At 60.7% G+C, this 21,904-nt stretch carries 18 protein-coding genes; 11 read left to right on the forward strand and 7 right to left on the reverse strand.

From position 1 onward, the window contains the following. Nucleotides 1–66: 66 nt before the first annotated feature. From bioD to bioB, 5 genes are all read right to left on the reverse strand, one after another. Nucleotides 67–747 carry a dethiobiotin synthase gene (bioD, locus tag Q7W83_RS25810; protein WP_150633701.1) on the reverse strand — a complete coding sequence of 227 codons (681 nt, stop codon included), beginning with the start codon at nucleotides 745–747 and terminating at the stop codon, nucleotides 67–69. Further along, nucleotides 744–1,556, reverse strand: a complete 813-nt coding sequence (gene bioC, locus Q7W83_RS25815) for a malonyl-ACP O-methyltransferase BioC (RefSeq protein WP_150654002.1) — start codon at nucleotides 1,554–1,556, stop codon at nucleotides 744–746. Before bioC ends, bioD begins: the two co-directional genes overlap by 4 nt. Next, entirely contained in the window at nucleotides 1,549–2,280 is a 732-nt protein-coding gene (locus tag Q7W83_RS25820) for an alpha/beta fold hydrolase (RefSeq protein WP_150639120.1), read from the reverse strand. The genes bioC and Q7W83_RS25820 overlap by 8 nt, the downstream gene beginning before the upstream one ends. Beyond that, entirely contained in the window at nucleotides 2,273–3,451 is a 1,179-nt protein-coding gene (gene bioF / locus Q7W83_RS25825; RefSeq protein ID WP_150639119.1) for an 8-amino-7-oxononanoate synthase, read from the reverse strand. Before bioF ends, Q7W83_RS25820 begins: the two co-directional genes overlap by 8 nt. A 166-nt stretch (nucleotides 3,452–3,617) precedes the next feature. Beyond that, entirely contained in the window at nucleotides 3,618–4,673 is a 1,056-nt protein-coding gene (bioB, locus tag Q7W83_RS25830) for a biotin synthase BioB (protein ID WP_150633705.1), read from the reverse strand. Nucleotides 4,674–4,765: 92 nt separating this feature from the next. On the opposite strand from bioB, the gene Q7W83_RS25835 reads away from it, so the two are divergent. The 5 genes from Q7W83_RS25835 (at nucleotide 4,766) to rarD (ending at nucleotide 10,519) form a co-directional block, all read left to right on the forward strand. Beyond that, the gene (locus Q7W83_RS25835) at nucleotides 4,766–5,506 is read left to right on the forward strand and encodes a double zinc ribbon domain-containing protein (RefSeq protein WP_473657810.1); all 741 of its coding nucleotides are present in this window, start codon (nucleotides 4,766–4,768) and stop codon (nucleotides 5,504–5,506) included. 98 nt (nucleotides 5,507–5,604) lie between these two features. Continuing rightward, nucleotides 5,605–6,369, forward strand: a complete 765-nt coding sequence (locus Q7W83_RS25840; protein ID WP_473657812.1) for a TOBE domain-containing protein — start codon at nucleotides 5,605–5,607, stop codon at nucleotides 6,367–6,369. A 58-nt stretch (nucleotides 6,370–6,427) separates the two neighbouring features. Further along, entirely contained in the window at nucleotides 6,428–8,329 is a 1,902-nt protein-coding gene (locus tag Q7W83_RS25845) for a PhoX family protein (protein WP_473657814.1), read from the forward strand. Between the two features lie 182 nt (nucleotides 8,330–8,511). After that, nucleotides 8,512–9,486, forward strand: a complete 975-nt coding sequence (locus tag Q7W83_RS25850; RefSeq protein ID WP_150633709.1) for a serine/threonine protein kinase — start codon at nucleotides 8,512–8,514, stop codon at nucleotides 9,484–9,486. Between the two features lie 145 nt (nucleotides 9,487–9,631). Next, nucleotides 9,632–10,519: an EamA family transporter RarD gene (rarD, locus tag Q7W83_RS25855; protein ID WP_150633710.1), complete on the forward strand. Its 888-nt coding sequence runs from the start codon at nucleotides 9,632–9,634 to the stop codon at nucleotides 10,517–10,519. Between the two features lie 215 nt (nucleotides 10,520–10,734). On the opposite strand, the gene Q7W83_RS25860 is transcribed toward rarD, so the two are convergent. Further along, entirely contained in the window at nucleotides 10,735–11,253 is a 519-nt protein-coding gene (locus Q7W83_RS25860) for a glycine cleavage system transcriptional repressor (RefSeq protein ID WP_150633711.1), read from the reverse strand. Nucleotides 11,254–11,822: 569 nt separating this feature from the next. Between Q7W83_RS25860 and Q7W83_RS25865 the strand changes: the two genes are divergently transcribed. Continuing rightward, nucleotides 11,823–14,000 (forward strand): malate synthase G, encoded by a 2,178-nt coding sequence (locus tag Q7W83_RS25865; RefSeq protein WP_150639114.1) that lies wholly within the window; start codon nucleotides 11,823–11,825, stop codon nucleotides 13,998–14,000. Between the two features lie 190 nt (nucleotides 14,001–14,190). Here Q7W83_RS25865 and Q7W83_RS25870 read toward each other — a convergent pair whose 3' ends face one another. Then, nucleotides 14,191–14,637, reverse strand: a complete 447-nt coding sequence (locus Q7W83_RS25870) for a response regulator (protein ID WP_458376975.1) — start codon at nucleotides 14,635–14,637, stop codon at nucleotides 14,191–14,193. A gap of 254 nt (nucleotides 14,638–14,891) precedes the next feature. Between Q7W83_RS25870 and Q7W83_RS25875 the strand changes: the two genes are divergently transcribed. From Q7W83_RS25875 to Q7W83_RS25895, 5 genes are all read left to right on the forward strand, one after another. Next, nucleotides 14,892–16,832: a putative nucleotidyltransferase substrate binding domain-containing protein gene (locus tag Q7W83_RS25875; protein WP_150633714.1), complete on the forward strand. Its 1,941-nt coding sequence runs from the start codon at nucleotides 14,892–14,894 to the stop codon at nucleotides 16,830–16,832. Continuing rightward, the gene (locus Q7W83_RS25880) at nucleotides 16,829–17,536 is read left to right on the forward strand and encodes a 3'-5' exonuclease (protein ID WP_150633715.1); all 708 of its coding nucleotides are present in this window, start codon (nucleotides 16,829–16,831) and stop codon (nucleotides 17,534–17,536) included. Before Q7W83_RS25875 ends, Q7W83_RS25880 begins: the two co-directional genes overlap by 4 nt. A 245-nt stretch (nucleotides 17,537–17,781) precedes the next feature. Then, the gene (locus tag Q7W83_RS25885) at nucleotides 17,782–18,300 is read left to right on the forward strand and encodes an RNA polymerase sigma factor (protein ID WP_150639113.1); all 519 of its coding nucleotides are present in this window, start codon (nucleotides 17,782–17,784) and stop codon (nucleotides 18,298–18,300) included. Continuing rightward, the gene (locus Q7W83_RS25890; protein WP_150639112.1) at nucleotides 18,297–19,268 is read left to right on the forward strand and encodes a FecR domain-containing protein; all 972 of its coding nucleotides are present in this window, start codon (nucleotides 18,297–18,299) and stop codon (nucleotides 19,266–19,268) included. Before Q7W83_RS25885 ends, Q7W83_RS25890 begins: the two co-directional genes overlap by 4 nt. 160 nt (nucleotides 19,269–19,428) lie before the next feature. Then, the gene (locus Q7W83_RS25895; RefSeq protein WP_473657818.1) at nucleotides 19,429–21,873 is read left to right on the forward strand and encodes a TonB-dependent siderophore receptor; all 2,445 of its coding nucleotides are present in this window, start codon (nucleotides 19,429–19,431) and stop codon (nucleotides 21,871–21,873) included. The last annotated feature ends 31 nt before the right edge of the window (nucleotides 21,874–21,904 follow it).

A 21,904-nucleotide genomic window follows, 5' to 3' on the forward strand; every position in this document is an offset into this window, starting at 1 on the left:
CAAAAGGCCCGACAAAAACACTAATGGCACAGTGCCTTGTCATAGTTAAAACCCGTGCGTTCAACTTCAGTCCAGCAAATCCAGTTGAAGGTGTTCCGCCACCGCCTCAGCCGTCACCACCTTGAGTTTCGGTACGCGCCCCAGGCACGGCGCAGGAATCCGCTCGGCCAGCGTGGCCAGGTTTTCCTCCAGGCGTGAAGTCTTGGCATCGATGATGTTGGCCACCCAACCCGCCAGTTGCAAACCGTCCTGCGCAATCGCCTCGGCCGTCAGCAGTGCATGATTGATGCAGCCCAACCGCACCCCGACCACCAGAATCACCGGCAGACCCAGCGCCATGGCCAGGTCCGACAGGTTGTCCTGATCCGCCAGCGGCACGCGCCAGCCGCCGGCGCCTTCGATCAGGGTGAAATCTGCCTGCATCTGCAGAATCTGCTGCATGGGCACCAGCAACGATTGCACCGTCAACGCCACCCCGGCCTCGCGCGCCGCCAGATGCGGAGCGATGGCCGGTTCGAAGGCCACTGGATTGACTTGTGCATAGGTCAGCGGCACCGAACATTCCGCCAGCAGCGCCAACGCATCGGCGTTGCGCAACCCCTTGGGCGTCACGTCGCAACCGGAAGCCACCGGTTTGCCCGCCGCCGTACTCAAGCCTGCCAACCGCGCAGCATGCAGCAAACCCGCAGCCACGGTGGTCTTGCCGACATCGGTGTCAGTCCCGGTGATGAAATACGCTGCGCTCATAAGGGTTTCTCCAAAACGGCATACACCACTTGATAAGTCGCCGGCAGGCCTTGGGCCTGACGAAACTGCTCATACGCCTCGACCAGGCCGAGAATCCGCGCCCTGCCGGTCAAACCACCCGGCCGACCGGGGTTGAGGTTGTGCGCGCCCAACGCCTTGAGTTCGTGAGTCAGGCTGCGCACATCCGGGTAATGCAGCACGTGAGGACGGGTTTGCAGACTCGCGACCTGCAAGCCACTCGCCGCGCACAGTTGTTGATAAACCCCGAACTCGCGGAAGCGGTTGACGTGCACCATGCCATCGACCTGACGCCAACTGTCTCGCAGCTCAAACAACGTACCCACGCACAGACTAGCAAACGCAAATTTTCCGCCAGGTTTCAGCACGCGATGGGCTTCACTGAGCACCGCCGCGAAGTCCGCGCACCACTGCACCGCCAGGCTGGAGAAGATCAAATCACAGGTCGAATCCTGCAATGGCAGCCGCTCCGCATCACCAGCGATAAAATGCGTGGCGCCACCCAACGGACGCGCGTGATCGAGCATGCCTTCGGCAATGTCCAGCGCCACCCCGTGACCGGCCGGAAAACGCTCACCCAGCACCCGACTGAAATGCCCGGTGCCACACCCAAGATCCAACCATCGACCCGGTACGAAATCGCTCGGCAAACGGCTCAACAACTGACTGCCGACGTCACGTTGCAATTCGGCCACGCTGTCGTAGCTGGCCGCCGCACGGGAAAAGGACGCCGCCACCTGGCGTTTGTCGGGCAAACCACCCGGCAGGTTGGGAAGAGATAAATCAGTCATCACCGAACTCATGCAAAAAGGCCTGGATCGCCCCCGCCACACCGTGAGGGTCTTCCAGAAGAAACGCGTGGCTGGCCTGTTCGATCAGGCCGATTTCGACGTCCGGCAGCAGCATCAGCAAGTCCCCCGCCGCTTCGGCCGGCACCAGCCCGTCGAGACCGGCGAACAGGTGCAGTTGCGGGCCTCTAAAGGCCTGCAACGCCTGACGGGTATCCAGTTGTGCAAGCAGCTCCAGGCCGCTCATCAACACCGCAGCAGAGGCGTTTGGCGCACCACCGAGCAGTAGCCGCGACAGCCCGCGCGGGTCTTCGGCGCCTTGCGCGCAAAGCAGCGAAAAGCGTTTCAACGTCAGACGGGGATCGGCATTGCAGCCTGCCAGAAACGCATCAAAGGTTTCACCGGGCATCGCGCTCGGCCACTGCTCATGGGCAACAAACGATGGATTGCTCGCCAGGGTCAGCAAGCCGCAGCAACGATCACCACGACGTGCCGCCAACTCGGAGGCAAGCATGCCGCCGAGGGACCAGCCGCCAAGCCACGCATCCTGAGGCACGGTCGAATCCAGCTCTTCGAGCCATTCTTCCAGGTCGCTGGATTCCAGCTCCGGCAACGGTTCGATCTCGACACGCAGGTGTTCATCCAGCCCCTGCAACGCAGCCGCCAAGGGCTCCAGCGGAGAAATCCCGAGGCCCCAGCCGGGCAGCAGAATCAGACGATCACGCATGGCTTGGCTCCGGTCCCAGTTGTTGAAAACAATCGGCCAGTCCATTTAACAATAGCTGCACCTGCGCCTCGCTGTGGGCAGCGGTCAGGGTCACACGCAGACGGGCGCTGCCGGCGGGCACGGTCGGCGGACGAATCGCAGTGACCATCAACCCGCGTTCACGCAGCATCTGCGAGAGTCGCATCGCACGCCCGGCATCGCCGATCATGATCGGCTGAATCGGCGTGAAGCTGTCCATCAACTCCAGGCCGATCTGCTCGGCGCCTTGGCGGAACTGCCGGATCAACGTTTTCAGATGTTCACGTCGCCAATGTTCAGTTCGCAGCAACTCGAGGCTTTTCAGCGTCGCGCAGGCCAGGGACGGCGGCTGGCTGGTGGTGTAAATGTACGGACGGGCGAACTGGATCAGGCTCTCGATCAGCTCGTCGCTGCCGGCGACAAACGCGCCCGCCGTACCGAATGCTTTGCCGAGGGTACCGACCAGCACCGGCACGTCTTCCTGACTCAAGCCGAAATGCTCGACGATCCCGCCGCCGTTGGCACCCAACGGACCGAAACCGTGCGCGTCGTCGACCATCAACCACGCGCCTTTGGCCTTGGCTTCCCGAGCCAATGCCGGCAGGTCGGCAATGTCGCCGTCCATGCTGAACACGCCGTCGGTCACCACCAGCGTATTGCCGGTGGCTTTCTCGAGACGATTGGCCAGGCTCGCCGCATCGTTGTGCAGATAACGATTGAATCGCGCGCCGGACAACAACCCGGCGTCGAGCAACGAAGCGTGATTGAGTCGGTCTTCCAGCACCGTATCGCCCGGCCCGACCAGCGCGGTGACCGCGCCGAGGTTGGCCATGTAACCGGTGGTGAACAGCAAGGCGCGCGGGCGGCCAGTCAGGTCCGCCAACGCTTCTTCCAGCTCATGATGTGGCGTGCTGTGGCCGATGACCAAGTGCGAAGCGCCGCCGCCGACACCCCAACGGGACGCCCCGGCGCGCCAGGCTTCGATCACTTGCGGGTGATTGGCCAGGCCCAGGTAATCGTTGTTACAAAACGCCAGCAACGGCTGGCCATCGACCACCACTTCCGGGCCCTGAGGGCTTTCGAGCAATGGGCGTTGGCGGTAGAGATTTTCGGCACGACGGGCAGCAAGGCGTGCGGCGAGATCGAAAGACATGCAGGCCTCGACTATCAAATGACACAGTTCCCTTGTGGGAGTGAGCCTTGTCGCGATGGCATTGTGTCAGTCGACATCGTTATTGGATGTCATACCGCTATCGCCGACAAGCCGGTCTCGCTCCTACAGGGGTTTTGCACTTCAATCAGCGGGAGCGGTGAAACGGTCAAACAGCCGCGTTATAGAACTGCTCGCTGCTCTTCTGCTCCACCAGCGCCTGTTCGATGGCGGCTTGATGCACCTCGTCGGCGTGCTCTTCGCGCGCTTCCGGCAGGATGCCCAGGCGCGAGAACAGTTGCATGTCCTTGTCGGCCTGCGGGTTGGCGGTGGTCAGCAGTTTGTCGCCGTAGAAAATCGAGTTCGCACCGGCGAAGAATGCCAGGGCCTGCATCTGCTCGTTCATGGCCTCGCGGCCGGCGGACAGGCGCACGTGGGATTGCGGCATCAGGATGCGCGCAACCGCGAGCATGCGGATGAAATCGAACGGGTCGATGTCTTCGGCATTTTCCAGCGGCGTACCAGCGACCTTCACCAGCATGTTGATCGGCACCGATTCCGGGTGCTCCGGCAGGTTGGCCAGCTGGATCAGCAGGTTGGCGCGGTCATCGAGGGTTTCGCCCATGCCGAGGATGCCACCGGAGCAGATCTTCATCCCGGAATCACGAACGTAGGCCAGGGTTTGCAGGCGCTCGCTGTAAGTGCGGGTGGTGATGATGCTGGTGTAGAAATCCGGCGAGGTATCGAGGTTGTGGTTGTAGTAGTCGAGGCCGGCCTTGGCCAGCGCTTCGGTCTGGTCCTGATCCAGACGCCCGAGGGTCATGCAGGTTTCCAGGCCCATGGCTTTTACGCCCTTGACCATCTCCAGCACGTACGGCATGTCTTTGGCCGACGGGTGTTTCCACGCCGCGCCCATGCAGAAACGGGTCGAACCGATGGCCTTGGCGCGAGCGGCCTCTTCGAGGACCTTCTGCACTTCCATCAGTTTTTCTTTTTCCAGGCCGGTGTTGTAGTGACCGGACTGCGGACAATATTTGCAATCTTCCGGGCAGGCGCCGGTTTTGATCGACAGCAGCGTGGAAACCTGGACGCGGTTGGCGTCGAAATGCGCGCGGTGCACGGTCTGCGCCTGGAACAGCAGGTCATTGAATGGCTGAACGAAGAGTGCTTTGACTTCGGCCAAAGACCAGTCATGACGCAGGGTTGCAGAGGTGCTGGCGCTCATGGGCGTTTCCTTTGTTTTATGCTGGGCAAGCGGTCGGGGGACGGAATACCCACAGACGCGACACGGATGTTCGGCATATTTAAGGAAGAGTGATGCGCTGTCAACCACGATACGAAGGACTGGTTTACATCTGGTTAAAAAACAAACAATTCTGTCTGCTCTGCGGCGAGGCGGCCGAAGAAGCCACGCCGATCTGTATGGCCTGCGAAACGGAACTGCCCTGGCTCGGCGATCATTGCCAGACCTGCGCCCTGCCGCTCCCCGCGGCAGGCCTGACGTGCGGCCAGTGCTTGCAGCAACCGCCGCCCTTCGAACAGGTGATCGCACCGTGGACCTACGGCTTTCCGGTCGACAGCCTGATCACCCGGTTCAAGCACGGCGCGAAGTGGCCGTTTGGTCGCCTGCTCGCCGAACTTCTAGCGCAATCCCTGCAATATCGCTTCGATGAATCGCTGCAACGGCCGGATGCGTTGGTCCCCGTTCCGCTCGCTGCTAAGCGTCTGCGTCAACGGGGGTTTAACCAGGCGTCAATGCTGGCTCGCTGGCTCAGCGCCAGTCTGAATATTCCATGCGATGAAACGCTGCTAAAGAGGGTTCAAGACACCAGCGCGCAACAAGAGCTCAAGGCCGACGACCGTAAAAAAAACCTGCTCAACGCATTCGCACTGACACCGGGCGCGCCGATCAAAGGTCGCCACCTGGCGCTGGTCGACGACGTGTTGACCACCGGCGCCACGGCCCAGGCACTGGCCCGTCTGCTAATGAGCGCCGGCGCCTCGCGGGTCGATGTCTATTGCCTGGCGCGCACGCCAAAACCCGGCGACGCGGTTTGATAGGGAGACACAAAACCCTGAGCAGCCGTGGCTGACTTGACTCCCAGACATCAAGCCGCCAACGTCCTCACCATCGTCACTAGCCAAAGCGCCTTGCCATGTCCTTGCCTACGCTGTTGTCCCAGCACATTGTCCGTCGCCCGCAGCGCATTGCATTGCTGCAACACATTGCCGAGCAGGGCTCGATCACCCGCGCCGCGAAAAGTGCGGGCCTGAGCTACAAAGCGGCATGGGACGCCATCGACGAGCTGAACAACCTCGCGCAGAAACCGCTGGTGGAGCGCAGTGTCGGCGGCAAGGGCGGCGGTGGCGCCAAGCTGTCCAGCGAAGGCGAGCGTGTGTTGCGCCTGTATCAAAAGCTGCAAACATTGCAGGCGCAGGTGCTGGAAGCTGCCGAAGACGCCAGCGATCTCAATTTGCTCGGCCGCCTGATGCTCAGAACCAGCGCACGCAATCAATTGCACGGCAAGGTTGTGGAAATCGAAGCTCAGGGACGCAACGACCTGATCCGCCTGGCATTGGCCGCCAGCCTGACCCTCGATGCGCAGATCACTCACGACAGCACCCTGCGCCTGGAGCTGGAAACCGGCACCGAAGTCGTCGCCCTGATCAAGGCCGGTTGGCTTGACCTGCTGGGTATCGATGACGAGGCGGCGCCTGGGCACAATTGCCTGACCGGCACCATCGAAGAAGTCCTCGACGCCGAAGACGGCCCCAGTGAAGTGCGTATCGGCCTGCCCAATGGCCAGACGCTGTGCGCGCTGGCCGAACCGCTGCACTTGCAAACCCATGGCCTGAGCACCGGCAAAGCGGTGCGGGTGCAGTTTGCCCCGTCCAACGTGCTGCTCGGTACACCGCTCTGAAACACAAGTGTCATTAACGCTCTTTAAGGTGACTGCAAAAACCCGCAGGGAGCCTGATGTGAGCCTATTAGAAGACAACCAAAACACCGACCTCGAGAACATGGTCGGCCTGAGCCGTCGCGGCTTCATCAGCGCGGGCGCCCTGTGCGGTGCCGCGATGTTCCTCGGCGGTAACCTGCTGAGCCGCAGTGTGCTCGCCGCGAGTGTCAGCGCCGGCACCAGCAAACTGCTGGGTTTTGACAGCATCGCTGCGGCCACCAACGACGCCATCACCCTGCCACCGGGGTACAAATCTTCGGTGCTGATCAGCTGGGGCCAGCCGCTGCAAAAGAACGGCCCGGCATTTGACCCGAGCGGTAACGGCAGCGCAGAGCAGCAGGAAGTCCAGTTTGGCGACAACAACGACGGCATGAGCCTGTTCGAGTTTCCCGGTGAAAAAGACCGGGCGCTGATGGCGATCAACAACGAATACACCAACTACCGCTACCTCTACCCGCACGGCGGCATGCCGCAATCGAAGGAAGAAGTGCGCAAGGCGCTGGCCTGCGAAGGCGTGTCGGTGATCGAAGTGCAGCGCAAGAACGGCCAATGGCAATTCGTCCAGGGCTCGCGCTACAACCGGCGCATTCACGGCAATGCACCGATCAGCCTGAGCGGCCCGGCCGCCGGCCACGCGCTGGTAAAAACCAGCGCCGACCCGCACGGCAAGAACGTGCTCGGCACCTTCCAGAACTGCGCCAACGGCAAAACGCCGTGGGGCACCTACCTGACCTGTGAAGAGAACTTCACCGACTGTTTCGGCAGCAGCAATGCCGAGCAGAAATTCGATGCAGCGCAAAAACGCTATGGCGCGGTGGCGGCCAGTAAAGAAATCAACTGGCATCAACACGACGAACGCTTCGACCTGGCGAAAAACCCCAACGAACTCAACCGTCACGGCTGGGTGGTGGAAATCGACCCGTTCGATCCGCAATCGACACCGGTCAAGCGCACCGCGCTGGGCCGTTTCAAACATGAAAACGCGGCCCTGGCCGAAACCCGTGACGGCCACGCCGTGGTGTACATGGGCGATGATGAGCGCGGTGAATTCATCTACAAATTCGTCAGCCGCGACAAGATCAACCACAAGAACCCGAAAGCCAATCGCGACTTGCTGGACCACGGCACCTTGTACGTGGCGCGTTTCGACGCGGGCGACGGCAATGCCGATCACCCAAAAGGCCAGGGCGAATGGATCGAGCTGACCCACGACAAAAACGGCATCGACGCCAGCAGCGGTTTTGCCGATCAGGCCGAAGTGCTGATTCATGCGCGCCTCGCGGCCACGGCGGTGAAAGCCACGCGCATGGACCGTCCGGAATGGATCGTCGTCAGCCCCATGGATGGCCAGGTCTATTGCACACTGACCAACAACGCCAAGCGCGGTGAAGACGGTCAACCGGTAGGCGGGCCCAACCCGCGCGAGAAGAACGTGTACGGGCAGATTCTGCGCTGGCGCACCGACCGTGATGATCACGGGTCGAAAAGCTTTGCCTGGGATCTGTTTGTGGTCGCCGGCAACCCGGGTGTCCACGCCGGAACGCCAAAGGGCGGTTCGTCGAACATCACGCCGCAAAACATGTTCAACAGCCCGGACGGCCTGGGTTTCGACAAGGCAGGACGGTTGTGGATCCTGACCGATGGCGATTCGAGCAATGCCGGTGATTTCGCCGGTATGGGCAACAACCAGATGCTCTGCGCCGACCCGGTGACCGGGGAGATTCGTCGGTTCATGGTCGGGCCGATTGGTTGCGAGGTGACAGGGATCAGCTTCTCGCCGGATCAGAAGACCTTGTTTGTCGGGATTCAGCATCCAGGGGAAAACGGTGGCTCGACGTTCCCTGAGCATTTGCCGAATGGCAAGCCGCGGTCTTCGGTGATGGCGATTTCCCGTGAGGATGGCGGGATCGTCGGCGCCTGACCGGGCCCTATCGCTAGCAGGCTAGCTCCCACTGGGGACTTGCGGAGTGTCGCAGATCCAGTGTGGGAGCTAGCCTGCCAGCGATGGCAACACCACTCATCTCAAGCCTTAACACTAAAGTAAGCCCGTCTGCGCTACCATGCTTGGCCGGACGCGGCAGCCTGCTGCGCGCAGGAGTCAGCATGGCCCACCCGTTTGCAACCCTCACCCCAGACCTCGTGCTCGATGCCGTCGAAAGCATCGGCTTTCTCAGCGACGCGCGCATTCTGGCGCTCAACAGCTACGAGAACCGCGTCTATCAGGTCGGCATCGAAGACTCCGAACCGCTGATCGCCAAGTTCTACCGGCCGCAGCGCTGGACCAACGAAGCGATTCTCGAAGAACACCAGTTCACCTTCGAACTCGCCGAGTGCGACGTGCCGGTGGTGGCGCCGATGATTCACAACGGTGCCAGCCTGCACGAACACAACGGTTTCCGTTTCACCCTGTTCCCCCGCCGTGGCGGCCGTGCGCCGGAGCCGGGCAATCTCGATCAGTTGTATCGGCTGGGCCAACTGCTTGGACGCCTGCATGCCGTCGGCGCCACCAAACCGTTCGAACACCGTGAAGCCTTGGGCGTGAAGAACTTCGGTCACGATTCACTGACGACACTGCTCGAAGGCAATTTCATCCCCAAAAGCCTGTTGCCGGCCTACGAGTCCGTGGCCCGCGACCTGCTCAAGCGTGTGGAAGACGTTTACAACGTCACGCCGCACCAGAACATCCGCATGCACGGCGATTGCCACCCCGGCAACATGATGTGCCGCGACGAGATGTTCCACATCGTCGACCTCGACGACTGCCGCATGGGCCCGGCAGTGCAGGACATCTGGATGATGCTCGCCGGTGACCGTCAGGAATGTCTGGGCCAGTTGTCAGAATTGATGGACGGCTACAACGAGTTTCACGATTTCGACCCGCGGGAACTGGCGCTGATCGAACCACTGCGCGCATTGCGCCTGATGCATTACAGCGCATGGCTCGCGCGCCGCTGGGACGACCCGGCGTTCCCGCATAGTTTTCCGTGGTTTGGCACCGAACGGTATTGGGGCGATCAGGTGTTGGCGTTGCGTGAGCAACTCGCCGCCCTCAACGAAGAACCCCTCAAACTCTTCTGACACACCGAAAATCCCTGTGGGAGCCAGCCTGCTCGCTCCCACAGGAATTGTGTTCACAATTGCCCGACGTATTCGGACGGGACATTCGTAGACAAATTTCCTTACAATCCCCTTCTTTAGTTAGCTGCCTAAGCAAGGATTCTGCATGCAAGCCGCCAACCCGCGTCGCGGGTACATCCTGGGCCTTACTGCCTACATCATCTGGGGACTTTTCCCCATCTACTTCAAAGCCATCGCCGCAGTGCCCGCCGTAGAGATCATCATCCACCGCGTGCTCTGGTCTGCGCTGTTCGGCGCGTTGCTGCTGATGGTGTGGAAGCATCCGGGCTGGTGGCGCGAGTTGCGTGACAACCCGAAACGCCTGGCGATCCTGGCCCTGAGTGGCACGCTGATCGCGGCCAACTGGCTGACCTACGTCTGGTCGGTGAACAACGGGCGCATGCTCGAAGCGAGCCTCGGTTACTACATCAACCCGCTGGTGAACGTGTTGTTGGGGATGTTGATCCTCGGCGAACGGTTGCGGCGCATGCAGTGGATCGCCGTAGGTTTTGCGGCGGTTGGCGTTGCGCAACAGGTGTGGCAAGTCGGCAGTCTGCCGTGGGTGTCGCTGGTGCTGGCGCTGACGTTCGGCTTCTACGGTTTGATCCGCAAGCAAGCGCCGGTCAAAGCGCTACCGGGTCTGGTGGTGGAAACCTGGATGCTGGTGCCGATTGCCATTGCCTGGCTGCTGTTCAATCAGACGGCCACAAGCGCCCAGCCCGAGTTCTGGACCACGTCCCAAGCCTGGTGGCTGGTCGCCGCCGGACCGGTAACGCTGGTGCCGTTGGTGTGTTTTAACGCTGCCGCACGGCATTTGCCCTACACGACATTAGGATTTCTCCAGTACCTGGCACCGACATTGGTGCTGTTGCAAGCCGTCCTGCTGTTTGGCGAGCACCTATCGTCCAGCACGCTGGTCGCCTTCATCTTTATCTGGGCGGGTCTGGCGATTTACAGCGTCGACGCGTGGATAAGTCTGCGTCGCCGCAGCTGATCAAAAAACGTACAAACCTCTACAGACCACGCCTCTCGTGGCCTGCATCGATCCGTCCCAAGGTTATCCACAGTGTGATCCCCGGTGTTTGTGCGCAACTTATTGAAACTGATGGTTTTTTGATCAGATCTTGAAGAAGCCCGGCCGGCGTGGGCTGGCGGGCTGTCTCTACAGGTTATCCACAGGCAGGTGCACGTATAACTTGGATAACCCTGTCAGGGGTCGCTGCGCAACACCAATTCCACCATCAAATCGTCAGCCAGGGTTTCCAGGCGCGACTGCAGAACGTCCAGCGACAAGGTCAGCGGCACGGCGAGAATCGCTTCGGCGTGGAACAACGGCTCGCTGCTCATTGGAGCGGGACGCACTTCGGTGACCAGTCGTTCCAGATTGACCCCCTGCTCACTCAACAGACGCGTGATGTCGCGAACGATGCCCGGACGATCATTGCCGACCAATTCCATGGCTATCGGCTTCCAGGTGCAGGCCTGTTCGATGCCGCTTTCGGCAATCAGCACGCGAATGCCGTGGGCGGACAACGCCTGTAAGGCATCGACCAATTCGTCGTAGGCCTCGGCCGGCACGCCCACCCGAAGAATCCCGGCAAACTGCCCAGCCATGCGTGACATGCGGCTCTCCAGCCAATTGCCGCCGTGCTCGGCAATGCACTGGGCGATGCGCTCGACCTGTCCAGGCTTGTCCGGTGCGAAAACTGTGAGTACGAGGTGGTCCATGGCGCAGCCCTCTGGTCATGACTTTTGTTATAGAGAGGCAAGTATAGGCAACGGTTGAGCGATGCTTTGGGCAGACCCGGATTCAATGTCGTCCGGACTGGCCTCATCGGGGGCAGGCCCGCTCCCACAGGCTATGCACAATCCTGTGGGAGCGGGCTTGCCCGCGATGAATTCACCGCCGGAGCCAACACCCGCACACAAATCGTGTACAACTTTATATATTTAACTGGAACAATCTCATGCTTTTTTGAGAACATCCCCATCCCCGACGTGACTGCAATGCGTCACGGGGTCGCAGAACGACGTAATTAGTCTGATTTTCACAACCGCAATTCATCATGTAGTATGCCGCAGCGCGCACTACATAACGTTGGATCGATGTCTGCCACAGGCGCGGTCGCAGCCCTGAAAGCCCTATCAGCAAGGCCTCAACGCCGTTGATCGGTTCCATCCCAGCCGCCCGAAATGGCATGTACTGGTGGAAGGGGTTTGTGGTTTAAATAGCCAGAGGCTTCATTGTTAATTTGAAGAGCTGAAAAGCGAAATAGCTGAGCAGAGTGAGGCAAGCAATGACTGAACACGTTCAAGTCGGTGGCCTGCAGGTCGCCAAAGTCCTGTTCGACTTCGTGAACAACGAAGCCATTCCCGGAACCGGCCTCACCGCCGATCAATTCTGGGCCGGTGCCGACAAGGTCATTCACGACCTGGCGCCGAAGAACAAAGCCCTACTCGCCAAACGCGATGATTTCCAGGCTCGTATCGATGGCTGGCACCAATCCCGTGCCGGTCAGGCGCACGACGCCGTGGCTTATAAAGCCTTCTTGCAAGACATCGGTTATCTGCTGCCAGAAGCGGCCGATTTCCAGGCAACGACGCAAAACGTCGATGACGAAATCGCCCGCATGGCCGGCCCGCAGCTCGTGGTGCCGGTGATGAATGCGCGTTTCGCGCTCAATGCTTCGAACGCCCGCTGGGGTTCGCTGTACGACGCGCTCTACGGCACCGACGCGATCAGCGAAGCTGACGGCGCGGAAAAAGGCAAAGGCTACAACAAGGTTCGCGGCGACAAGGTGATTGCCTTCGCCCGCGCCTTCCTCGACGAAGCCGCGCCATTGGCTGCCGGCTCCCACGTCGACTCCACCAGCTACAAAATCGTTGACGGCAAACTGGTGGTCGCCCTCAAAGGTGGCAGCAACAGCGGCCTGCGTAACGGCGCTCAGTTGATCGGTTTCCACGGCGATGCCGCTGCACCGACCGCGATCCTGCTGAAGAACAACGGCCTGCACTTCGAAATCCAGGTCGACGCCAGCACCCCGGTCGGCCAGACCGACGCTGCCGGTGTCAAAGACATCCTGATGGAAGCCGCACTCACCACCATCATGGACTGCGAAGACTCCGTCGCCGCCGTCGATGCCGATGACAAAGTGGTGATCTACCGCAACTGGCTCGGCCTGATGAAGGGCGACCTGTCGGAAGAAGTTTCCAAGGGCGGCAAGACCTTTACCCGCACCATGAACGCTGATCGCACTTACACCGGCGTCGATGGCAAGGAACTGAGCCTGCACGGTCGTTCGCTGTTGTTCGTGCGCAACGTCGGTCACCTGATGACCATCGACGCGATCCTCGACAAAGACGGCAACGAAGTACCGGAAGGCATTCTTGACGGTTTGCTGACCAGCCTCGCGGCGATCCACAGCCTCAACGGCACCAGCTCGCGCAAGAACAGCCGTACCGGCTCGGTCTACATCGTGAAGCCGAAGATGCACGGTCCGGAAGAAGCCGCGTTCACCAACGAGTTGTTCGGTCGCATCGAAGAGGTGCTGAACCTGCCGCGCAACACCCTGAAAGTCGGGATCATGGACGAGGAGCGCCGCACCACGGTCAACCTCAAGGCCTGCATCAAGGCCGCCAGCGAGCGCGTGGTGTTTATCAACACCGGTTTCCTCGACCGCACGGGCGATGAAATCCATACCTCCATGGAAGCCGGCCCGATGGTGCGCAAGGCCGACATGAAGGCTGAAAAGTGGATTGGCGCCTACGAGAACTGGAACGTCGATATCGGTTTGAGCACCGGCCTGCAAGGTCGTGCGCAAATCGGTAAAGGCATGTGGGCCATGCCTGACCTGATGGCAGCGATGCTGGAACAGAAAATCGCTCACCCGCTGGCCGGTGCCAATACCGCTTGGGTTCCTTCGCCGACCGCCGCTGCGCTGCACGCGCTGCACTACCACAAGGTCGACGTGTTCGCCCGTCAGGCTGAACTGGCCAAACGTGCGCGCGCCTCGGTGGACGACATCCTGACCATCCCGCTGGCGGTAAACCCGCAGTGGACCGCAGAACAGATCAAGAACGAACTGGACAACAACGCCCAGGGCATTCTCGGTTACGTGGTGCGCTGGATCGATCAGGGCGTGGGCTGCTCGAAGGTGCCGGACATCAACGACATCGGCCTGATGGAAGACCGTGCCACGCTGCGGATTTCCAGCCAGCACATCGCCAACTGGCTGCGCCACGGTATCGTCACCGAAGCGCAAGTGATGGAAAGCCTCAAGCGCATGGCGCCGGTGGTTGACCGTCAGAACGCCAATGACGCGCTGTACCGTCCGCTGGCACCGAACTTCGACAGCAACATCGCCTTCCAGGCGGCGGTCGAACTGGTGGTTGAAGGCACCCAACAGCCGAACGGCTACACCGAGCCGGTTCTGCACCGTCGTCGTCGCGAGTTCAAGGCTGCCAATGGCCTGTAACTGAGCGTTGATACCGGAAATGAAAAAGCCCTGATCGAAAGATCAGGGCTTTTTGTTTGCGAATGCAGTCCCCTGTGGGAGCGAGCCTGCTCGCGATAGCGGTGGGTCAGTCAATATTGATGCTGAGTCTTGCCGCCATCGCGAGCAGGCTCGCTCCCACAGGGAATGTGTAGAGCCGACAGGTTGTTAGTTAAGGCTCCATCCCCAACTCATGCTTAACCAGCCCCAGCAGTTTCACGGTATCAACCGGCTTGAGCAGAAAGTCCACCACGTTCAAATGTATGGCCGCAATCGCGTCCTTCACGTCGGCATCGCCGGAAACGATGATGATCGGCATCGCTGCCCGAACCGACTCACGCACCTGGCGGATCAACTCCAGGCCATCGACATGCCCCATCCGCAGATCAGTAATCACCAGGCCGATCGAGGGTTTCTCTTCCAGCATCTTTAGCGCGGTTTCGCCGCTGGCGGCGGTCAGGCAGCGGATGCCATCCAGCCCCAGAATTTCCGAGAGCAGCTCCCGGGCGTCCTTGTCATCATCGACAATCAGCACGCGCTGCGGCGGCAAGTCGGGTTCCAGCATGACTGCACTCAGCGCCTCGCGCTCGGCGTCACTCAAAATATCGTGGTCGGACATGGCTTACTCTACGTTTTCATTTCTATTTCCTAGCACATCCGTCAGACATCGCTAAGTGGCGCAACAATGTGCACTTCGTCGGATTTATTGCCTATAGGGGAAAGGATAGGTTCTTCCCAAAATTGCGTAGGGTATTTCCGAAATTTCATCTCCGGCAGGGCCGACCTAGACTTACGTCCAATGGGCACCCTGCGCGCAGGGGCCGACCATGACTGAGTCATCCGACCACAACAATTCATAAAAAGACTGCGGTAATGGTTATGAGTAAAGCGGACGCCTTCACACAGGCAGGGAAAACCGCGGTGTTGCAGAACATCCAGGGCACTTTGCAATTCCTTCAGCGCTTCCCGCCCTTCAATCAAATGGAACACGCTCACCTGGCGTACCTGGTTGAACAATGTCAGCTACGTTTTTATGGCCCCGGCGAGAGCATCATCAAACCCGCCGATGGCCCGGTTGAGCATTTCTACATCGTCAAACAGGGCCGCGTCGTGGGTGAACGTCCCCACACGGCCAAGGGCGGCACGGAAACCACCTTCGAAATCACCACCGGCGAGTGTTTCCCCCTCGCCGCGCTGCTGGGTGAGCGTGCGACACGCACCGAACACCTGGCCGCCGAAGACACCTTTTGCCTACAACTGAACAAGCTGGCGTTCATCAAACTGTTCGCACTTTCCAACGCGTTTCGCGACTTCGCCCTACGCGGCGTGAGCAGTTTGCTCGACCAGGTTAACCAGCAAGTCCAGCAAAAAGCCGTGGAAACCCTCGGCACCCAGTACTCGCTGAATACCCGTTTGGGCGAATTGGCCATGCGTCACCCGGTGACCTGCAGCCCGACCACGCCGCTGCGTGAAGCCGTCACCCTGATGCACGAGCAACAGGTCGGCAGCATTGTGGTGGTCGATGAGCACAAGGCGCCGCTGGGTATTTTCACCCTGCGCGACCTGCGCCACGTGGTGGCCGAAGGCACCAATGACTTCAACGAAGCCATCGAACGGCACATGACCCAGGCACCGTTTTTCCTGACGCCGGACCACAGCGCCTTCGATGCCGCCATTGCCATGACCGAGCGGCATATCGCCCACGTTTGCCTGGTCAAGGACCAGCGCCTGTGTGGCGTGGTCTCGGAACGCGACCTGTTTTCCCTGCAACGGGTCGATCTGGTGCACCTGGCGCGGACCATCCGCAGCGCCCAGAAGGTCGAAAACCTGGTGGCGATGCGCGGCGAGATCGGTCAATTGGTGGAACGCATGTTGGCCCATGGCGCGTCGTCGACCCAGATCACCCACATCATCACCCTGCTCAACGACCACACCGTGTGCCGGGTGATCGAACTGACCCTCGCCGAGAAAGGCGACCCCGGCGTGCCGTTCAGTTGGCTGTGTTTCGGCAGCGAAGGTCGCCGCGAACAGACGCTGCACACCGATCAGGACAACGGCATTCTGTTCGAAGCGCGGGACGCGGCGCACGCCGCCGAGATTCGCGGCAAGTTGCTGCCCATCGCTCAACAGATCAATCAGAGCCTGGCGCTCTGCGGCTTCACCCTGTGCAAGGGCAACATCATGGCCGGCAACCCCGAGCTGTGTCTGTCCCGGGCCGAGTGGGCGCGGCGTTTTGCGGCGTTTATTAGGGAGGCGACGCCGGAGAACCTGCTGGGTTCGAGCATCTATTTCGACCTGCGCGTGGTCTGGGGCGACGAGCAAGGCTGCGAGCAACTGCGTCGGGGGATTCTCGATCAGGTCGCCGACAACCGGCTGTTCCAGCGAATGATGGCCGAAAACGCCCTGCGCAACCGTCCGCCCGTAGGGCGTTTCCGCGAGTTTGTGCTGGCGCGCAAGAACGGTGAGAAAGCTACGCTGGACCTGAAAGTCCAAGGCTTGACGCCCTTTGTCGACGGCGCCCGATTGCTGGCGTTGGCCCACGGCATCGAGGCGAACAATACGCTGGAGCGCTTCCGCCAATTGGTCGACAAAGAAGTCATCGAACGACTGGACGGTGCGGCGTACGAAGAGGCGTATCACTTCATCCAGCAAACCCGCATGCAGCAACATCAGCTACAGACCCGGGAGAATTTGCCCTACTCCAACCGGGTCGATCCCGACAGCCTCAATCATCTGGACCGACGCATCCTGCGTGAATCCCTGCGTCAGGCCCAACGCCTGCAAAGCAGCCTGACCCTGCGGTATCAGCTATGAGCCTGTTTTCATGGCTGCGCCCGGCGGGACCGATGCTGTCCGTAGAATTGCAACAACGCCTGCAACGCTTGCAGGCGGGTGCCGAGCTCAGAGAATGCAGCCTGCGCGAACAGCGCTGGGTGGTGCTGGACCTGGAAACCACCGGGTTGAATATGAACAAGGATCGGGTGCTGTCCATCGGCGCGGTGGTGATTGAAGACGGGGCAATCGACTTCAGCCAGCAGTTCGAACGCACCCTTCAATGCACGGATATGAAATTGGCGCCCAGTGTGTTGATCCATGGCTTGGGCCCCAGCGCGATCGCTGCCGGCAGTGATCCGGCGCAAGCACTGCTCGAGTTCATGGAGTTTGTAGGCGACAGTCCGGTGCTGGCGTTTCATGCGCCGTTTGATCAGCACATGCTCGGCCGCGCACTGAAAGATCATCTGGGCTACAAGTTGCAGCATCCGTTTCTGGATGTGGCGGATATCGCGCCCATGCTCTGCCCTCAGGCGCACATTCGCGAGGCGGGGCTGGATGAGTGGATCGACTGGTTCAAGCTCGAGGTGTTCGAGCGTCACAACGCCAGTGCCGATGCGCTGGCGACTGCCGAACTCGCGTTGATCCTGTTCAGCCGCGCACGCCAACAACAGATTGATAGCCCATTGAATCTGCAGCAGCGGTTGAGCCAGTGGAAACGCAGGCAGCGAACGCCTTCCTTCTAAATTTGATGCGCCTGTCCCGGCGCCATCGCTGGCAAGCCAGCTCCCACAAGGTTTGTGTTGCCTGCCCATTCCGTGAACGACACAAGGTCCTGTGGGAGCTGGCTTGCCAGCGATGAACGATGACTCGGTTTAACAGCCCCCCCGTCATAAACCACCTGACCAGTGGCCAATTGCTTACCTTCCCCGCCTCTGCCACAATCGCGAACAATTCTCGTTAGTTAATACTTCCCAATCGGTGATGCTGCGTGTCGTCAGTCCAAAGCCCCCACAGTGAGCTCGTCGGTGCGTTATATCGCGACCACCGCAGTTGGCTATTGGCCTGGCTTCGACGCAATATCGCCTGCCCGCAACGGGCCGAAGACCTGAGCCAGGACACCTTCGTGCGCTTGCTGGGCCGTGATCAACTGAACGAACCTCGCGAACCTCGGGCGTTTCTGGTGGCGATCGCCAAGGGCCTGCTGTTCGACTACTTCCGCCGCGCTGCGCTGGAACAGGCCTACCTCACCGAATTGATGCTGATCCCCGAAGGCGAGCAGCCGTCGGTGGAAGAACAGCAGATGATCCTCGAAGACCTGAAAAACATCGACCGCCTGCTCGGCAAACTCTCGAGCAAGGCGCGGGCGGCGTTTCTCTACAACCGTCTGGACGGCCTCAGCCACGCGGAAATCGCCCTGCGCCTGGGCGTGTCGGTGCCACGGGTGCGTCAGTATCTGGCGCAAGGCATTCGTCAGTGCTACATCGCGCTGTACGGTGAACCGGTGTGAGCCCGGTCAGTTCCAAACCGGTCTCGGCGCAGGTGCTGGACGCGGCGATTGCCTGGCAATTGTCGCTGGATTCCGGCAACCCGGTGGAGCGCGAAGAGTTCGCCAAATGGCACGCCGCCCACGAAGAACACGCCCGCGCCTGGCGCCAGTTGGGCATGCTCGATCAGCGTTTCAGCGTGGCCAGCGGCCCCGCCCGCACCGCATTGCTGCAATCGCGTGAAAGCATTCGCCGGCGGGTGCGCAAACTCGGCAGTGGCGTGGCCAGCATCGTTGCGGTGATTGGTCTGGCGCTGTTTGCCGGTGATCGTTATTTGCCGGTCGACTATTGGCTGGCGGATCAGCGCACCGCCACTGGCGAGCAACGCACCCTGCGCCTGAGCGACGGCACGCTGATCAACCTCAACACCCACAGCGCCGTGGATGTGCGGTTTGATGAGAAGCAGCGCCGGGTGATTCTTCAGGACGGGGAAATTCTCGTCGAAACCGGTCATGGCGATGCGCGGCCGTTTATCGTCGAAACCCGCGAAGGCAGCATGCGCGCACTCGGCACGCGTTTCCTGGTCAAGCGCGAGGAAGAAGGCACGCGCCTGAGCGTGTTGCAGTCCGCCGTGGCCGCCCACCCGGAGTCGAGCGCTGAAGAACAGATCCTTCGCGAAGGCCAGCAAGTGCTGATGCGCAACAACGGCCTGGGCCCGATCATCGCGCTTAACCTCGGCGCCGATGCCTGGACACGCGGCATGCTGGTGGTGGACAACGCGCGGCTGGAAGACCTGGTTCACGAGCTCGGTCGTTATCGGCGTGGGCATCTGGGCATTGCGCCAGAGGTTGCCGACCTGCGGATCACCGGCAGTTTCCCGTTGCACGATACCGATCTGGCGTTGAGCGCCCTGCTGCCGACCTTGCCGGTGCAGATCGAACAGCACACGCAATGGTGGGTGACGGTGGCGAAGGCAGAAGCCAAGCCCTGAGCTGTCGTTGTCTGAGCGGACGCCTTCGACTTGTCCGCGAAGAGGCCTTCGGCCTCACCATAATTGCTGAATCGAAATTATTTTCATCCAGCCCTATCACTTTTGGATTCTCGTCCGGCACCTAGGCAATTGAGAAGTATTCCCTTTCAGGAGCCGCCGTATGTCCCGTTCGCTAGACACCTTGTTGCGCCCCAGTTTGCTGGCGGTCGCCATTGCCCTTTGCACCCCTCTGGCCAGCAGCCCACTGATCGCCGCCGAACAGGCGTCCAGCGTTCGCGCCTACAACCTGTCGGCCGCGCCATTGGCCAGCACGTTGAACCAGATCGCCAGCCAGTCGGGCCTCGCGCTGTCGCTGAATCCGTCGCTGGCGGCGGGCAAGACCTCGGCACCGGTCAATGGCCAGTTCGACGCGGCTGGCGCCTTGCGTGCCGCGTTGCGCGGCACCGGTCTGCAACTGGAACAGAGCAGCACCGGCACCTACAGCCTGGTGGCCATGCCTGAAGGTGTGATGGCGCTGCCGGAAACGGCGATCATCGGCGTTGAAAACACTGAAAGCGCCTGGGGCCCGGTGGAAGGTTACCTGGCCAAGCGCACTGCCGCCGGCACCAAGACCGACACCGCGCTGGTTGAAGCGCCGCGTTCGATTTCGATCGCCACCCGCGAACAAATGGACGACCGCAGCGTGCACAGCCTTGATGACGCCGTGCGCTACATGCCTGGCATCACCGCCAGCAGCTTCGGCAGCGACACCCGTACCGACTGGCTGCGAGTACGTGGTTTTGAACCGACCCAGTTCCTCGACGGCTTGCCGCTGCCGAAAGGCGTGTACGCCAACCCGAAACCGGAAACCTGGAACCTCGACCGCCTCGCCCTGCTGCGCGGCCCGGCTTCATCGGTGTACGGCCAGACACCGCCGGGCGGTTTGCTGGACATGGTCAGCCGTCGTCCCAGCGCCGAGTCGAGCAATGAAATCCAGGTGCAGTACGGCAGCGACAATCACCGCCAGATCAACTTCGCCAGCACCGGCAAGATCGACGACGAAGGCCAGTTCCTCTACGGCGTCAGCGGCGTAGTTCGCGACAGCGGTACGCAGATCGACCACATCGACAACAAGCGCTACAACATTGCGCCGAGCCTGACCTGGAACATCGACGACGACACCAAATTCACCCTGCTCACGCAGTTCACCCGTGACGATACCGGCATCACCAGCCAGTTCCACTCGATCCAGGGCACCAAAATCGACATGCCGTTCGGCGATATTTCCCACCACAAGAACCTGGGAGATCCGAACTACGAGTACTACGACCGCACCTACTACGCACTGGGCTACGCCTTCGAACATCGTCTGAACGATGTCTGGCAGTTCCGTCAGAACCTGCGCTACACCAAGTCCGACCTGTCGTTCCAGGCCATTACCGTCAACAGCTATATTCCCTCGCTCGCCGCTTTCGGTTATGTCGTCGACGATCAGGGCAATACCGGGCGGGGCACGACCAATGTCGAGGAAGACATCAGCCAGTTCGCGGTGGATAACAACTTTCAGGGCGATTTTTCCACGGGTGACGTCCGTCATACCCTGCTGATCGGGCTGGATCACCAGCGCAACAACACCAACTACCTCTCGATCTTCGGGACCGCACCGGGCATCAACGTCAACACCCCGCAATACGGCCTGCCGATCACTCGCCCACCGCGCTCCGATGCGTTCTATGACCAGGACCAGAAGACCTATCAGACCGGTTTGTACGTCCAGGACCAGATGGCCCTCGACCAATGGCGCCTGACATTGGGCGGCCGTGAAGACTGGGTCCATACCGGCACCAAGTTCTTCAATGATGAGAACGCAACCAACACCGAACGGGACAAGAAATTCAGCGGTAACGCGGCGATCAGCTACGTGTTCGATTCGGGCTTTGTGCCTTATCTTTCCTACGCCGAGTCATTCCAGCCAACCAGCAACGCCGCCGCATCGGCTACCGAATCGTTCAAACCGACCGAAGGCCAGCAATGGGAACTGGGCATCAAGTACCAGCCGCCAGGCAGCAATACATTGCTCAGCGCGGCGGTGTACGACCTGACCCAGAAAAACGTGTCCGTCACCACCACCGTCGGCAACGTGCCGATCACCAGCCAGACCGGGGAAGTGAAAGTCAAAGGCCTGGAGCTGGAAGCGGTCTCCGACGTCACCGACAACCTGAAAATCATCGCCGCCTACACCCTGGCCAAATCCGAAGTGCAGAAAGGCGACTTCAAAGGCAACCGTCTGCAACTGATGCCTAACCAGCAGGCTTCGCTGTGGGCCGATTACACCTGGCACAACGGCGTGCTGGATGGCTTCGGCATTGGCGCCGGCGCCCGTTACACCGGCAATACTTACGGCGACCAAGGCAACACCACGCTGGGCAAGGCTGACGCCTACACCGTGTTCGACGCGGCGGTTCATTACGACCTGGGCCGCCTGGACAACAGCTTGAAAGGTGCCTCGCTGGCCGTGAACGCGACCAACCTGCTCAACAAGGATTACATCTCCACCTGCGACGGCTTCTACTGCTATTACGGCGACCTGCGCAGTGTCGTCGCCAGTGCAACGTACAAGTGGTAAACGCTTGATCTGATACGCCCTGTAACCAGGC

The organism is Pseudomonas sp. 300, from assembly GCF_055803035.1.